The sequence below is a fragment of the Streptomyces sp. TRD_SC_5 genome (genome assembly GCF_056836825.1).
In genome coordinates this window covers 4,450,155-4,464,567 of the sequence record NZ_JBWZZS010000001.1, presented here as the reverse complement: position 1 = coordinate 4,464,567, position 14,413 = coordinate 4,450,155, and the positions used below count along the sequence as shown (strand labels likewise).

General features: G+C 70.1%; 11 protein-coding genes and 1 tRNA gene. 7 read left to right on the top strand and 5 right to left on the bottom strand.

Annotation, left to right across the window (positions count from 1 at the left end; all coding sequences use genetic code 11):
• Positions 1-35: 35 nt before the first annotated feature.
• Positions 36-1,514 (bottom strand): aromatic amino acid ammonia-lyase, encoded by a 1,479-nt coding sequence (locus AC1P0E_RS20670; protein ID WP_482743625.1) that lies wholly within the window; start codon positions 1,512-1,514, stop codon positions 36-38.
• A 1,077-nt stretch (positions 1,515-2,591) separates the two neighbouring features.
• On the opposite strand from AC1P0E_RS20670, the gene AC1P0E_RS20665 reads away from it, so the two are divergent.
• Positions 2,592-3,017, top strand: coding sequence for a hypothetical protein (locus AC1P0E_RS20665; RefSeq protein ID WP_482743624.1), 426 nt, complete (start codon positions 2,592-2,594; stop codon positions 3,015-3,017).
• 349 nt (positions 3,018-3,366) lie between these two features.
• On the opposite strand, the gene AC1P0E_RS20660 is transcribed toward AC1P0E_RS20665, so the two are convergent.
• Positions 3,367-4,761: a cystathionine beta-synthase gene (locus AC1P0E_RS20660; protein WP_482743623.1), complete on the bottom strand. Its 1,395-nt coding sequence runs from the start codon at positions 4,759-4,761 to the stop codon at positions 3,367-3,369.
• Positions 4,762-4,927: 166 nt separating this feature from the next.
• Between AC1P0E_RS20660 and AC1P0E_RS20655 the strand changes: the two genes are divergently transcribed.
• The 3 genes from AC1P0E_RS20655 to AC1P0E_RS20645 all read left to right on the top strand — a co-directional run bounded on the left by AC1P0E_RS20655 (position 4,928) and on the right by AC1P0E_RS20645 (position 8,698).
• Positions 4,928-5,926 (top strand): SGNH/GDSL hydrolase family protein, encoded by a 999-nt coding sequence (locus AC1P0E_RS20655; RefSeq protein ID WP_482745837.1) that lies wholly within the window; start codon positions 4,928-4,930, stop codon positions 5,924-5,926.
• Positions 5,927-6,309: 383 nt separating this feature from the next.
• Positions 6,310-7,530, top strand: a complete 1,221-nt coding sequence (locus tag AC1P0E_RS20650; RefSeq protein ID WP_482743622.1) for an acetyl-CoA C-acetyltransferase — start codon at positions 6,310-6,312, stop codon at positions 7,528-7,530.
• Positions 7,531-7,816: 286 nt separating this feature from the next.
• A complete protein-coding gene (locus tag AC1P0E_RS20645) occupies positions 7,817-8,698 on the top strand; it encodes a hypothetical protein (protein ID WP_482745836.1) in 882 nt (293 codons plus the stop codon).
• Between the two features lie 11 nt (positions 8,699-8,709).
• On the opposite strand, the gene AC1P0E_RS20640 is transcribed toward AC1P0E_RS20645, so the two are convergent.
• Positions 8,710-9,129, bottom strand: a complete 420-nt coding sequence (locus AC1P0E_RS20640) for a hypothetical protein (RefSeq protein ID WP_482743621.1) — start codon at positions 9,127-9,129, stop codon at positions 8,710-8,712.
• A 100-nt stretch (positions 9,130-9,229) separates the two neighbouring features.
• Between AC1P0E_RS20640 and AC1P0E_RS20635 the strand changes: the two genes are divergently transcribed.
• Positions 9,230-9,460 carry a DUF4287 domain-containing protein gene (locus tag AC1P0E_RS20635; protein ID WP_138899329.1) on the top strand — a complete coding sequence of 77 codons (231 nt, stop codon included), beginning with the start codon at positions 9,230-9,232 and terminating at the stop codon, positions 9,458-9,460.
• Positions 9,461-9,570: 110 nt separating this feature from the next.
• Here AC1P0E_RS20635 and AC1P0E_RS20630 read toward each other — a convergent pair whose 3' ends face one another.
• Both AC1P0E_RS20630 and AC1P0E_RS20625 read right to left on the bottom strand, forming a co-directional pair.
• Positions 9,571-10,458: a Bax inhibitor-1/YccA family protein gene (locus AC1P0E_RS20630; RefSeq protein WP_482743620.1), complete on the bottom strand. Its 888-nt coding sequence runs from the start codon at positions 10,456-10,458 to the stop codon at positions 9,571-9,573.
• Between the two features lie 102 nt (positions 10,459-10,560).
• Positions 10,561-10,642, bottom strand: a tRNA-Leu gene (locus tag AC1P0E_RS20625).
• A 390-nt stretch (positions 10,643-11,032) separates the two neighbouring features.
• Between AC1P0E_RS20625 and AC1P0E_RS20620 the strand changes: the two genes are divergently transcribed.
• Entirely contained in the window at positions 11,033-11,809 is a 777-nt protein-coding gene (locus AC1P0E_RS20620; RefSeq protein WP_482743619.1) for an ABC transporter ATP-binding protein, read from the top strand.
• Positions 11,810-11,863: 54 nt separating this feature from the next.
• Positions 11,864-14,401, top strand: coding sequence for an ABC transporter permease (locus AC1P0E_RS20615; protein ID WP_482743618.1), 2,538 nt, complete (start codon positions 11,864-11,866; stop codon positions 14,399-14,401).
• Positions 14,402-14,413: the final 12 nt, after the last annotated feature.

Sequence of the window (14,413 nt, the reverse complement as noted above, 5' to 3'; positions counted from 1 at the left end):
CATCCCCCTCAGAGTTTCCGTACATCATCCCTGCATCACAGGTCCGTGAAGTGGTCGAGCAGCGCGGCCGCCGCAGTCACATCATCGGTGAGCGGGCGGTCCGCGTGGTCGGAGTCGAGTGCGGTGTCCGCGAGTACGAAGGCGCGGCCGACCGGCAGCTCCGGGTCGATACGCAGGTCACGCTGGCGCAACGTCCGTACGGCGGCGACGAGTTCGCACCCGACGACGTGACGGTACGCGTCGCTCGCGCGCAACGCCTGACGCGCGGCGAGCGAGGCGAAACTGGCCTGCTCCTCGACGCCCCGCGACAGCACGGCGTGGCCGAGCGAGGCGGGGGCGGACAGGGCGCTGAGGTCACCGAGGGCGGCTGCGGCGGCGTACTCCAGGATCATCACGCCCGAACTGGCCGGCTCGCCGTCCGCGAGGAAGGGGCGCAGGCGGGTGAAGGCGGGCTCGTTGAGCGCGGAGAGCCGGGAGGTGGAGAGCCGCGCGGTCTGCGCGACGGCGAGCCTGACGTGGTCGAGAGCGAGAGCGAGTTGGGCCATGTAGAAACCGCCGTGGTGGTACGCCGCCGGGCTGCTGTTGGACGCAGCCTCCGGGCAGATCAGCGGGTTCTCGGCGGCCGCGTTGATCTCCACGGCCAGTGTGCGCTCGAGCAGGTCCGCCGCGTCCTGCGCGGGCCCGTGTATCTGCGGCAGACAGCGGAAGCCGTACGGGTCCTGGATGCGGCCCAGCGGCGGCGTCGGCCGCTCGGGCGCGCCGAGCAGCCTGCGCATGGTCGCGGCGACGGCGTACGAACCGGGGTGCCGGCGGGCCGCGTGCACCGGTTCGGCGTACGCCTCGTACGAGCCGTCCACCGCCAGCAGCGAGAGCGCGCCGACGACCTGGGTGGCGGTGATCAGACGCCGCAGCTCGTCGAGGGCGAGGGCGGCCTGCCCCAGGGTGAGCGCGTTGCTGCTGATCATCGCGAGGGCGTCGTTGTTGTCCAGCGGCTGCGCCTCGGGCGGCGTACCGCCGAGCCAGGGCTGCTCGCCGGCCAGGGCGAGCCCGAGCTGCGAGAGGGCGGCGATGTCGCCCGTACCGACGGATCCGTATTCGTTGACGACCGGGTACGCGCCGGACTCCAGCGCCTCGCACAGGGCCGTCACGACGGTGGGGCGCAGCCCCGCACCGCCCGCGAGCAGCTGGTTCGCGCGGACGGCGAGCATGGCGCGTGCTTCGCGAGCGGGCAGCGTGGCGCCGATCGCACCGGCATGGCTGCGCAGCAGCCGCAGGCCGTGGTCGGCGGCTGCTTCGGTGGGCACGGCCTCGGAGCGGTTGGCGCCGACGCCGGTGGAGCGGCCGTAGACGCGACCGGATGCGGCGAGTTCGCGGGCGGCGTGCCAGGACTCCTCGACGCGCTTCATGGCGTCGTTGCCGGGGACGGGGCGCGCCGAGCCGTCGGCGAGGCGGACGACGTCGGCGACGGGGAGGTTCTGTCCGTCCAGAATGACCACCATGTGGGACGACTTCATTCGCAAACGCCTCCCTTTCGGACAGCTCGTCTCGTCCACCGGTCTGCCGTCACCAGTGATTCACCTCAGAGCATGGACATCTATTCAGACACCAAGAACTCTGCATGACCATATACAGCCCCGGCAAGGGATGACCGATGATCAAATTCGACGCAGTGCACAAGCGGTTCCCGAACGGCACGACAGCAGTCGACAACCTCACCCTGGAGATGCCGGAAGGCGGCATCACGGCCCTGGTCCCAACCCCGGCACGCCAGGGAGCCTTGAGGTCCGCCATCCCACCCACGCCAGCCGCACCATCCGATCGGTTCGCGCGGTTCGTGGGGCCGCCGTGGGTCGAAACGCTCCCATGACGACCGGAAGCGATACGGGTGGGACTGGTGTGATTCGAGGGGCGTTGTGCCTCGTCACGTGTCGGGTTCGTTGCATCGAGGGGAAGGAGGTGGCAGGTGGTGCAGGACTACTCGCTCCTGGGTGCCCTTCCACCCACCAAGCCCGACCACGTGCTTGTCGCTCAGCCGGCCACCGGACGGGGTGGACGCCGAGCCAGCCCGAGTCGCCCCATTCAACTGACGCGCCCCACCCGCGCAGACATCAGGTCGCAGGTCGGCCCGGACGGTCGGCCGTCCACCGGCGTGGGTGCCGTGTACGTCCGGAATGGGGATGGTGCACCAACGGCCGTTCCCGCACCCGCTGAGACTGGGGCCGTACCGCCCCCTAGACCGACCGCGCCCCACCCACCAACCCGACAGCCACCAAACCCACCCGCGCCCCTCCCCGGAGCCCCCGTGCAGGGCGTTTTTTCTTGGGCCGTCCCCTGTTGAGCGTTAGCGGTGGGACGGGGCGGCGGGTCAAGGGTGGGCCGCAGGCCCATCGCGCAGCGACGCGACCGCAGGGAGCGCCCTTGACGCGCCGCCCCGGCCCACCGACACTCGAGCGCTCGGGACGGCCCGAAACCCCCAGACGCAACCAGTGGTTGTCTTTACCCCCGACCCCGCCAATCCCCCGGAGAACCTCAGGGGAAAAGGGGGGTTACCCCCACTGCCCCAGCCGGCCCTGCTCCGTAGCGTTGTCAGCATGGAAGCCCGCGACCCTGAGCTGAAGAAGGAACTCGACGCTACCTTGCATGCGCGCAAGGAGCTCGGGGACGACTACGAGTCCGCGCTCGTCGAGTCGTTTCTGGAGAAGGTCGAGCAGCGCCTCGACAGTACGGTCGACCGCCGCGTCCGGCGCCAGCTGGCCGAGCAGCAGATGGTGGTCGCCAGAGGCAGCAGCACGTCGCCGCACAGCAAGGCTGGCGAGTCGAGCTTCGGCGAGCGGTTCGGCTTCGGCGCGGTCTCGCTGGTCCTCGCCATCCCGTTGTCGGCGATCGGCGTCGCCAACGCGGGCATCAAGGGCCTGGTCGTCTCCTGGCTCGGCATCGTCGGCGTCAACGCCGTCCACGCGGCACGGGGCTGGCCCTGGCTGCGCCGGAATCGCGAGAAGTCCGACTGGGAAGCCTGAACAGGCGACTGAACGCTGCCAACCGCCGGTCGCCAACTGCCGGTAGCCAGCTGACCGAAGCCAAAAATATCGCGGGGACCGCCGCACCCCCGGTTGCCCGAGGGGCGGGACGACGGCGGTCCCCGCGAGGGACGCGGCCGGGTTCAGGGCCGGTCTCGCGTCCAGGCGTCCATGGAGGTCCGGGAGCCGCTCCGGTTGTCCTTGACGCCGACAACAACCAATGTGCCGGACGCGTGTTAAGCCGGTGCTGCGCAGACGTGTCGCCCTCGTACCACTTTCGCGAAGTTGCGGCTCTCCACCTTCATGACCGGACCCCGGCCGAACTCCGGCCGGGCCCCGGCCCAACCCGCTAAGCCTGCGGCTTGGCCAAGAAAGCCAGCAGGTCCTGCCTGCTCACCACGCCCGTCGGCTTCCCCTCGACCAGCACCATCGCCGCGTCGTGCTGCCCCTTGCCGCCCAGCACAGCCATCAGGTCCTCCACCGGCTCGCCCGACCCGACCTGCGGCAGCGGCGCGCTCATGTGCTTCTCCAGCCGGTCTCCCAGCTGCGCGCGCTGCGCGAACAGGGCGTCCAGCAGCTCACGTTCGACAACGGAGCCGATGACCTCCGCGGCCATGACGTCCGGGTGCCCCGCGCCCGGCTTCACGATCGGCATCTGCGAGACGCCGTACTCGCGCAGTACCTCGATCGCCTCGCCGACCGTCTCCTCCGGGTGCATGTGCACCAGGCTCGGCATGTCGCCCTCCTTGTGCCGCAGGACGTCACCGACGCTCGCGTGCGACCCCGACTCCTCCAGGAAGCCGTAGTCCGCCATCCACTCGTCGTTGAAGATCTTGCTCAGGTAGCCGCGGCCGCTGTCCGGCAGCAGTACGACCACCACATCGTCCGGGCCGAGCCGCTCCGCCACCCGCAGCGCGCCGACGACCGCCATGCCGCAGGAGCCGCCGACCAGGAGGCCCTCCTCCTTGGCGAGGCGGCGCGTCATCTGGAACGAGTCCTTGTCCGACACCGCGACGATCTCATCAGTCACAGTCGCGTCGTACGCCGACGGCCAGAAGTCCTCACCGACACCCTCGACGAGGTACGGCCGGCCCGAACCACCCGAGTACACCGACCCCTCGGGGTCCGCGCCGATGATCTTGACCTTGCCGTCGCTGACTTCCTTCAGGTACCGGCCGGTCCCACTGATCGTGCCGCCCGTGCCGACGCCCGTCACGAAGTGCGTGATCTTCCCGTCCGTCTGCGTCCACAGCTCGGGACCGGTCGTCTCGTAGTGCGAGCGCGGATTGTTCGGGTTGCTGTACTGGTCGGGCTTCCAGGCCCCCGGCGTCTCGCTGACGAGACGGTCGGAGACGTTGTAGTACGAGTCGGGGTGTTCCGGGTCGACAGCCGTGGGGCATACGACGACTTCCGCGCCGTACGCGCGCAGCACATTGATCTTGTCCGTCGACACCTTGTCGGGGCAGACGAAGATGCACTTGTAGCCCTTTTGCTGCGCCACGATGGCGAGGCCGACACCGGTGTTGCCGGACGTCGGTTCGACGATCGTGCCGCCGGGCTTGAGCGCGCCGCTCTCCTCTGCCGCCTCGATCATGCGCAGGGCGATCCGGTCTTTCACGGATCCGCCGGGGTTGAAGTACTCGACCTTGGCCAGGACTGTTGCCTGGATGCCGGCCGTCACGCTGCCCAGCCTCACAAGCGGGGTGTTGCCGACGAGGGTGATCATCGAGTCGTGAAATTGCACGATGCAGCTCCGGGGTCTCCGTAATGGTGCGGCCCAGCGTAAAGGGCCGACAACGGTGCGTTCACGTTCGGGCGCGATTGAAGAGCGCCCGGTACCGGGCAGTAAGCACTTGAGCGCGAGACTTCGAAGCCTGGAGGAGGTGGCTGCGACTGTGTCGAGAGCAAGGGTGGCACGGCGGATCGCCGCTGGCGCGGCGTACGGAGGGGGCGGGATCGGCCTGGTCGGCGCGGCGGCGGTGGGGATCTTCCTTGCCGAGGTGCAGCTGGCCAAGCGGTCGGTGGGCGGCAGCCGGGCGCCGGTCCCGCCCCTGGCGGACGGGCTGTACGGGTTGCCCCTGGCCGGGTACCCCATGGACGCCCCGCTGCGGCTCGCCATGCTCGGCGACTCGACGGCGGCGGGGCAGGGCGTGCGCCGGGCCGGGCACACGCCGGGGGCGCTGCTGGCGTCCGGTCTCGCGGCGGTGGCGGAGCGTCCGGTCGTACTGCGCAATGTGGCGCAGCCCGGGGCGCAGTCGGACGACCTGGAGCGCCAGGTGACGGTCGCGCTGGCGGACCGGGAGCGGCTGCCGGACGTCTGCGTGATCATGATCGGCGCGAACGACGTCACGCACCGGATGCCGCCCACGCAGTCGGTCCGTCACCTCGCTTCTGCGGTACGTCGCCTCCGCACGGCGGGGGCGGAGGTGGTCGTCGGCACCTGCCCCGACCTGGGCACGATCGAGCCGGTCTACCAGCCGCTGCGCTGGCTGGCCCGGCGCGTCTCGCGGCAGCTCGCGGCGGCGCAGACGATCGGCACGGTGGAGCAGGGCGGACGCACGGTGTCGCTGGGCGACCTGCTGGGACCGGAGTTCCTCGCGAATCCTCGCGAGCTGTTCGGACCCGACAATTACCACCCCTCGGCGGAGGGCTACGCGACGGCGGCGATGGCCGTACTGCCGACGCTGTGCGCGGCGCTGGGGCTGTGGCCGGAGTCGGACCGGCTGGACGCCTCGCGCGACGAGGACATGCTGCCGGTCGCCAAGGCGGCGGCGGAGGCGGCGTCGGCCGCCGGTACGGAGGTTACGGGCGCGCGGGCGCCTTGGGCTCTGCTGAAGCACCGCCGCCGGCGGCGCCTGCCGACCCCGGCGGAACCGGCCCACCAGGCGGAGCCGCGCCGGGCGCTGTGAGGGGCGGGACGCGGGTGCGGTGCGATGCGGGCGCCGTGCGGCGCGGGCTCGGTGCGGTGGGGCGGGCGCGGGCTCGGTGCCGGTTGCCTGCGGCGCTGTTCCCCTACCCGCCCCTTCCCGAACTGGGGCGCTGCCCCAGACCCCGGTCCTCAAACGCCGGACGGGCTGAAGTCGCCGGGAGCAGGGCAGCGGGGCTCCGCCCCAGGTTCGGGAAGGGGCGGGTGGGGGAAGGAAACCCACCACCGACTGAGCGGGCGCTTAGAAAAGAGGCCCGCATCACATCGCCCGCACGATGACCCGAGCCGTACGTACGGGTAACTTCCCACACAGTCGTGCCCAATCGCCCGAACACCCGAACGCCCACTCGCCCTCATGGAGCCGTCATGCCCGAAGCCGTGATCGTTTCCACCGCCCGTTCGCCCATCGGCCGCGCCTTCAAGGGCTCGCTGAAGGACCTGCGGCCCGACGACCTGACCGCCACCATCGTGCAGGCCGCCCTCGCCAAGGTGCCCGAGCTCGATCCCCGCGACATCGACGACCTCATGCTCGGCTGCGGCCTTCCCGGTGGTGAGCAGGGACACAACCTCGGCCGCATCGTCGCCGTACAGATGGGCATGGACCACCTCCCGGGCTGCACCGTCACCCGGTACTGCTCCTCCTCCCTCCAGACCTCCCGCATGGCGCTGCACGCCATCAAGGCCGGCGAGGGCGACGTCTTCATCTCCGCCGGTGTCGAGATGGTGTCCCGTTCCGTCAAGGGCAGCTCCGACGGCATGCCCGACACCCACAACCCCCTCTTCGCCGACGCGGAGGCCCGTACCGCCACCGTCGCGCAGAGCGAGGGCTCCGACTGGCACGACCCGCGCGAGGACGGCCTGGTCCCGGATGCCTACATCGCGATGGGGCAGACCGCCGAGAACCTCGCCCGCCTCAAGGGCATCTCCCGCGCCGAGATGGACGAGTTCGGCGTACGGTCGCAGAACCTCGCCGAGCAGGCCATCGAGAAGGGCTTCTGGGCGCGCGAGATCACCCCCGTCACCACCCCCGACGGCACCGTCGTCTCGCAGGACGACGGCCCGCGCGCCGGCGTCACCCTCGAAGGCGTCCAGGGCCTCAAGCCCGTCTTCCGCCCCGACGGCCGCGTCACCGCCGCCAACTGCTGCCCGCTCAACGACGGCGCCGCCGCCCTCGTCATCATGAGCGACACGAAGGCGCGTGAGCTGGGCCTGACCCCGCTGGCGCGGATCGTCTCGACCGGCGTCTCCGGGCTGTCCCCCGAGATCATGGGTTACGGCCCGGTCGAGGCCAGCAAGCAGGCGCTCAAGCGCGCCGGGCTGAGCATCGGCGACATCGACCTCGCCGAGATCAACGAGGCCTTCGCCGCCCAGGTCATCCCGTCCTACCAGGACCTCGGCCTGGACCTGGACAAGGTCAACATCAACGGTGGCGCCATCGCCGTCGGCCACCCCTTCGGCATGACCGGCGCCCGCATCACCGGCACGCTGATCAACAGCCTCCAGTTCCACGACAAGCAGTTCGGTCTGGAGACGATGTGCGTCGGCGGCGGCCAGGGCATGGCCATGGTCATCGAGCGCCTCAGCTGACCCTGCCGCCGGCCTTGGCCCGGCGCCGGCGCCGGCGCCGGCACCGGCGCCTGCACCGGCCAGGGGCCCCGGCCGCACCCGGTTCGTAACCCAATCTCCCCCAGGATGTGATCTATCTCCTGGGGGAGAGGCATACCCCCAGGTCAACCCCGGTTACGGGCTAACCCACGAGGCAAAAGACCTGTCCATTTCGTGACGTAATGCACTGACAGATGGCGCGCACTCACCTCAAGCTGATGTAGGAAGTCGGGGGATCGATGAAACCGGGAGTAAGTCAGTGAGCGCCATGCCTCTTGCCCTGTTGCTGACCACGGCCGCCGCTACGGCTGTGGGCGCCGCTGCCCTGCACGCAGTCCACGGACTGCGCAAGCAGGTGGCCGCCCTGCGTACCGAGCTGACGGCGTCCGCCGCGCTCGGCCGTTCCGGGGCCGCCGTCCCCCAGCAGACCCGCGCCTCGGACGCGGAAGGGATACGGGCCGCGGTAGCCGAAGCCCTCGCCGAGGAGCGTGAGCGCGAGCTGGCCGAGGCGCGTGCCTTCTGGGCCGCGCAGGAAGCCCGCGACGCCGCCGACGCCCCGTCGCTGCTGGGCGGTCTGCACGGTCTCGGCGACGAGACGCCTCCGTTCTTCGTGCCGCGCCAGGCGGACTTCACGGGCCTCGAGTCGTTCGACGCGTACGAGGCGCTCGAAGCCCTCGACGGCCCCGACGCCATGGATGCCATGGACGCCCTGGACGGCCTCGACGATCTCGAGCCGGCCGACTCGTTCCCCGAGGACTCCCCCGAGCTGGCCGCCGCACGGCGCCGCCACCCCTCGCACCCCTCCAACAGGATCGAACACAGCGTGCCGGGCCAGGCACCGGGCGCCGCAGGCGACCACGAGCGCACCGTGACCCGGCTGGAAGAGCTCGCGGCCGCCCGCACCGCGCTCACCGACGTACGCCCGGGGCCGCTCGGCACCCTCGACGTGTACGTCTTCACCGACGGTACGACGCTCTGCATGACCCCCGGCCACCGTGAGACCGCCGAGCGCCTCGCCGAGTCGCTGCGCGGCGGCGAGTCCCCGGTCCTGCTCGGCGGCTCCGGCATCTCCGGTGCGTACGCCCTGACCTTCTCCTGCGGCGAGGAAAGCGTCTACATCCTGGCCGACCGCGTCATCGCGTCCATCTAGCCGGCCCTCGCTCAGACCGCGGCCCGCGCCGCCGCCGCCTTCACCAGACTCACGGCCTCGTCCAGTTCGGCCTTGGTCAGTTCGGCCTCGGTCGGTTCGGCGGCCAGTCCGGCCTCAGTCACGGCGGACGACGCCGTTCCCGTTTCCCGCTCCCGTTCCCGCTCCCGTACCGGCGCACACGCCGTTTCCAGGGCCACCGCCAAATCATGACCGGCCACCGCCAGTTGGTCCGCCACCGCGAACGCGCCCGCGTCCGGCATGAGCCGCGGCTCCCGTCCCGGCTCCTCGATCCGCTGCGCCCGTACGGACAATTCCCTGGCCAGAGCGAGCCCTTCCGCGGCGGCGCCGCGCTGGAGGCGGCTCTGCGGGGCGGCGCGCAGCCGGTCGGCGAATCGGTCCACGGCGGCTGTCAGGGGCGTTGTATCGAGCACGCCGCGACCCTACGCGCCCACCCGGGACTGTTGCCAACGGGCGAACACTCAGGCACGGTGACATGAAGGAGCACTCGCGCAATGCGTCCGGAGGCGCCGAATGTCCCAAGTTTTCTCCGAAGAGACCCATCAGAACCTGCTCTCCCGAATCCCCCACTGCACCGGTCGTGAAGTCTCCGACTGGCTCCGCGCCGTAGATGACGGTCCAGCCCTCTTCCGCTTCGAGGAGAAGGTCAGCTGGCTCCGGAGCGAACACAATCTCGCCTACGGCCACGCGAAAGCGATCATCCACGAGTACGACCTGAGGCGCGCCGCCCGGCGATTGCTCTAGCCCCCGGCTCCGACCCCCGCCGGCCGATCCGGCCGTCGACATGCGGAAGGGCCCGCCCGGCGAATGCCGGACGGGCCCTTCCGCATGTGCCCAGGGGCGACTGCTGGTGACTAGTCGTCGCCGCTGAGGATGGAGACCAGGCGCAGCATCTCCAGGTAGATCCACGCCAGGGTCAGGGTGAGGCCGAAGGCCGCCAACCAGGACTCCTCGCGCGGAGCGCCGTACGCGACCCCGTCCTCGACCTGCTTGAAGTCCAGGGCGAGGAAGAACGCACCGAGCAGCACACCGACGACACCGAAGATGACGCCCATCCACCCGCTGCGGAAGCCGAGGCCGTCACCGCCGGCGAACACCATGAACAGCAGGTTCACGGCGGTCAGGACGATGAAGCTGATCGTGGCGATCATCAGGTAGCGCGTGAAGCGCTGGGTGACCCGGATGATCCGGGTCTTGTACAGGAAGAGCATGGTGACGAAGACCGCCATCGTGCCCAGTACCGCCTGCATCGGCGCACCCGGCGCCACCATCGTGTTCACGAAGTTGCTGAGGGCGCCGAGGAAGATGCCTTCGAAGGCCGCGTACGCCAGGATCAGCGCCGGGACGGGCTTCTGCTTGAAGGACTGGACCAGCGCGAGCACCATCGCCACCAGAGCGGCGCCGATGGCCAGGCCGATGCCCAGGTTCATCACCCATGCGACGGTGGCGCCGGCGACCACGAGGCCGAGCGTGATGCCCGTCCGCGCGACGACGTCGTCCATCGTCATGGCGTTGCCGCGTACGGGCGCCTGCGGGGCGCCGTACTGCGTGTCCTGCTGGGCGTACGGGTTCGTCGCGTAAGGGTTCGTCGCGTACGGGTTCGCGGGGGCGCCCTGGGCGTACGGGTTGCCCTGCGCCGTACCGACGGCGGGGCCCCCGGCCTGCGGTGCCGCGTTGAAGCCCGCGGTGCCGTTGTCGCGGCTGAAGCCCCGTCGCGAGAAGACCGGGTTGCTGCTCCTCATCTCACTCCTCCATGGCCACCCTGCGTGGCCTTGGGACAAGAGTAATGGGAAAGCAAAAGGAACACCCTAGTGCCAGGGGAGGATCTTTCTCCGACCGTGACGTGCCCGGAGCCGGACTCGAACCGGCACGCCCCGAGGGGCAGCGAGGTTTAAGCTCGCCGTGTCTGCATTCCACCATCCGGGCAAGGTGCGCGGCTCCGCAATTCGCGGGTCAGAGCCTATCTGGACGCTTCCCCCGAACAGCGGAACACCCGGCCGATGTTGTCTTATTTTATTGGCGCCTGAGGGTGTGTCAGCGGGCGTAATGGGCTGTCGGCACATGCCGGGCGCGGTGGACGGGCGCGAAGGGCCGCCTGTGGGAAAGGCGGAAACTCGACTGCGCGTGCCCTCGCAGTGACTCAGGGGCGGCCCCCGGCGCGCCTCAGGGACGGCGTCATACCAAAGGAGGACGGGCGTACCCGGCGATGCGACTCAAGAGGGCCACCCGAACGGGCACGGGGGCTGATCCGCGGGCGCCGATCGGACGGGACGATGAAGGGGTCCCTTCAAACGTCCCCGACAGGAGCGTCCTCTCGTGACCACCACCCCCACCGCCACTGCCCACCGCACCACCGCGGTGGCCGCACGCGCCACGGAGCTCTCAAAGGTTTACGGGCAGGGCGAGACGCAGGTGGTCGCCCTGGACCGGGTCACGGTGGACTTCCGCCAGGGCGAGTTCACCGCGATCATGGGCCCGTCCGGGTCCGGCAAGTCGACGCTGATGCACTGCGTCGCGGGTCTCGACTCCTTCAGCTCCGGCTCCGTACGGATCGGCGAGACCGAGCTGGGGACCCTGAAGGACAAGCAGCTCACGCAGTTGCGCCGGGACAAGATCGGCTTCATCTTCCAGGCCTTCAACCTGCTGCCGACGCTCACCGCCGCCGAGAACATCACCCTGCCGATGGACATCGCGGGCCGCAAGCCCGACAAGGAGTGGCTGGACACCGTCATCGGCATGGTCGGCCTGGCCGACCGGCTCAAGCACCGCCCCGCCCAGCTCTCCGGCGGCCAGCAGCAGCGCGTCGCCGTGGCCCGCGCCCTGGCGAGCCGGCCGGAGATCATGTTCGGTGACGAGCCGACCGGAAACCTGGACTCGCGCTCGGGTGCCGAGGTCCTCGGCTTCCTGCGGAACTCGGTGCGCGAGCTCGGCCAGACCGTCGTCATGGTGACGCACGACCCGTCGGCCGCTTCGTACGCGGACCGCGTGATCTTCCTGGCCGACGGCCGGATCGTCGACGAGATGCTGAGCCCGACCGCGGACGGCGTCCTCGACCGGATGAAGGAGTTCGACTCCAAGGGCCGCACCAGCTGACCCCTGAGCGCTCGCTTCCCTCCGGCCGCCCCCACCCCCAGGACTGACAGAAACATGTTCCGAACCGCCCTGCGCAATGTGCTCGCGCACAAGGCCAGGCTGCTGATGACCGTGCTCGCCGTAATGCTCGGCGTGGCCTTCGTCTCCGGCACCCTGGTCTTCACCGACACCCTCTCCAACGCCTACAGCAACCAGTCGGCGAAGAGTTACAAGGACGTCGCCGTCGCGGTCACCACGTACCCCGACGTCGAGAACAGCAAGAAGGAACAGGGCATAGACACCCGGACCCTGGAGAAGATCCAGGGCCTGGACGGCGTCGCCTCCGCCACCGGGCGGGTCTCCGGCTTCGCCGGTGTCGCCGACCCCGACGGCAAGCTGATCGGCAACGGCTGGTCCAACACCGGCGCGAACTTCGCGCCGGGCAAGGACAGCGAGAACCGCAAGGACCCCGCGTACGACTTCACCGACGGCTCGGGTCCGGCGAAGGCCGGCGAGATCGCCCTCGACAAGGCCACCGCCGACAAGGGCGAGTACAAGACCGGTGACACCGTGCGCGTCGCGACCAACGGTCCGGTGAAGGAGTACACCCTCTCCGGTGTCTTCACCACCGAGGACGGCCAGGTCAACGCCGGCGGCTCGCTGGTGCTCTTCGACACCCCCGTCGCCCAGAAGCTCTACCTGACACCCGGCCACTTCAAGGACGTCACGATCGCCGCCGCCTCCGGCACGTCCGAGCAGCAGCTGCTCGACGCGGTGAAGCCGCTGCTGCCGAAGGAAGCCGAGGCGCAGACCGGCAAGGAGCTCGCCGACGACCAGGCCAAGATGATCGAGGAGGGCCTGGGCGCGCTCAACCAGGTGCTGCTCGGCTTCGCAGCGATCGCGCTCTTCGTCGGCGTCTTCCTGATCTCCAACACCTTCACCATGCTGGTCGCCCAGCGCACCAAGGAACTGGCGCTGATGCGCGCGGTCGGCGCCTCCCGCCGCCAGGTCAAGCGGTCGGTGCTGCTCGAGGCCATGGTGGTCGGCGCGATCGCGTCGGTCGTCGGATTCGCCCTCGGTCTGGGGCTCGCGACCGGGCTGCGCTCCGTGATGTCGGCCTTCGGCGCGAAGACGCCTGCCGGTCCGCTGATCGTCTCGCCCACCGCGATCGCCGCGGCCTTCGCGGTCGGCGTGCTGGTCACGATGCTCGCCGCCTGGCTGCCCGCCCGCCGGGCCGCGAAGATCCCGCCGGTGGCGGCGATGAGCAGCGTGCACGCCGTCGCGACCACCAAGTCCCTCGTCGTACGCAACTCCATCGGCGGCTTCATCACGCTGCTGGGAGCGGCGGGCATCCTCGCCGGCGCCGCGGCCGGCAAGGACGGCCGGATGCTCATCGGGGCCGGTGCCTTCTGCGCGCTGATCGGCATCATCGTGCTGATCCCGCTGCTGTCCCGCCCGGTCATCGCGCTCGTACGGCCGCTGATCAGCAAGCTCTTCGGGGTGTCGGGCACGCTGGCCGGCCAGAACGCGGTCCGCAATCCGCGGCGCACCGGAGCCACCGCGTCGGCGCTGGCCATCGGCCTCACCCTGGTCACCGGGCTGTCCGTGCTCGGCGTCACGATGGGCCGGGCCGTGGACAAGATGACCACGGACAACATCAAGGCCGACTACATGTTCACGATGGCCGGCGGCGGTTCGCTGGACAAGTCGGCGCTCAGCGCGCTGGAGAAGGTCCCGGGCGTGTCCGCGGTCTCCCCGCAGACGGCCGCCGACTTCGAGCTGAAGGGCGAGTGGGCCGCGGCCTCCGGCGTCACGCCGGGCGACGTCGAGCGGGTCATCAACGTCACGCCGGTGTCCGGTTCGCTGGACTCGCTCGCCGACGGCGCGATCGCGGTCGACGACAAGACGGCGAAGAGCCGTGGCTTCAAGGTCGGCGACAGCGTGCCCGTGAAGTGGGCCGACGGCAAGAAGGGGAAGCTGACGGTCGGGGCGACGTACAAGGGGAACGAGTTCCTCTCGCCGGTCCTCATCGACCACAAGACCGTCTCCCAGCACCAGGCCAAGCCGTACATCCGCGAGATCTGGGTGAAGACGGACGGCGGCGCCAACGCGGCGAACGAGAAGGCGCTCGTGGACGCGCTGGGGCAGAACCCGGCGATCAGCGTGATGGACCAGCAGGACATCCGCAATGAGTTCGGCGGCCAGATCAACACGATGCTGAACATCATGTACGGGCTGCTCGGCATGGCCCTGCTCATCGCGGTGCTCGGTGTCATCAACACCCTGGCGATGTCCGTCTTCGAGCGTCAGCAGGAGATCGGCATGCTGCGGGCGATCGGTCTCGACCGCCGCAAGGTCAAGACGATGATCCGACTGGAGGCCGTGGTCATCTCGGTCTTCGGCGCGGTGATCGGTGTCGGCCTCGGTACGTTCCTGGGCTGGGCCATCGGCCAGACGGTCAAGGACTCGGTCCCGGGTTACGCCCTGGTCCTGCCGTGGGACCGGATCGGCATCTTCCTGCTGCTGGCCGCTGTCGTCGGCGTACTGGCCGCGATGTGGCCGGCGCGCAGCGCGGCGCGGCTGAACATGCTCGACGCCATCAAGGCCGAGTAGGCGGCGGCACGC

Coding starts and splice junctions, on each gene's coding strand:
- AC1P0E_RS20670 (WP_482743625.1), bottom strand. CDS start 1,514: ATGAAGTCGTCCCACATGGTGGTCATTCTGGACGGACAGAACCTCCCC.
- AC1P0E_RS20665 (WP_482743624.1), top strand. CDS start 2,592: ATGGAAGCCCGCGACCCTGAGCTGAAGAAGGAACTCGACGCTACCTTG.
- AC1P0E_RS20650 (WP_482743622.1), top strand. CDS start 6,310: ATGCCCGAAGCCGTGATCGTTTCCACCGCCCGTTCGCCCATCGGCCGC.
- AC1P0E_RS20645 (WP_482745836.1), top strand. CDS start 7,817: ATGCCTCTTGCCCTGTTGCTGACCACGGCCGCCGCTACGGCTGTGGGC.
- AC1P0E_RS20635 (WP_138899329.1), top strand. CDS start 9,230: ATGTCCCAAGTTTTCTCCGAAGAGACCCATCAGAACCTGCTCTCCCGA.
- AC1P0E_RS20630 (WP_482743620.1), bottom strand. CDS start 10,458: ATGAGGAGCAGCAACCCGGTCTTCTCGCGACGGGGCTTCAGCCGCGAC.
- AC1P0E_RS20615 (WP_482743618.1), top strand. CDS start 11,864: ATGTTCCGAACCGCCCTGCGCAATGTGCTCGCGCACAAGGCCAGGCTG.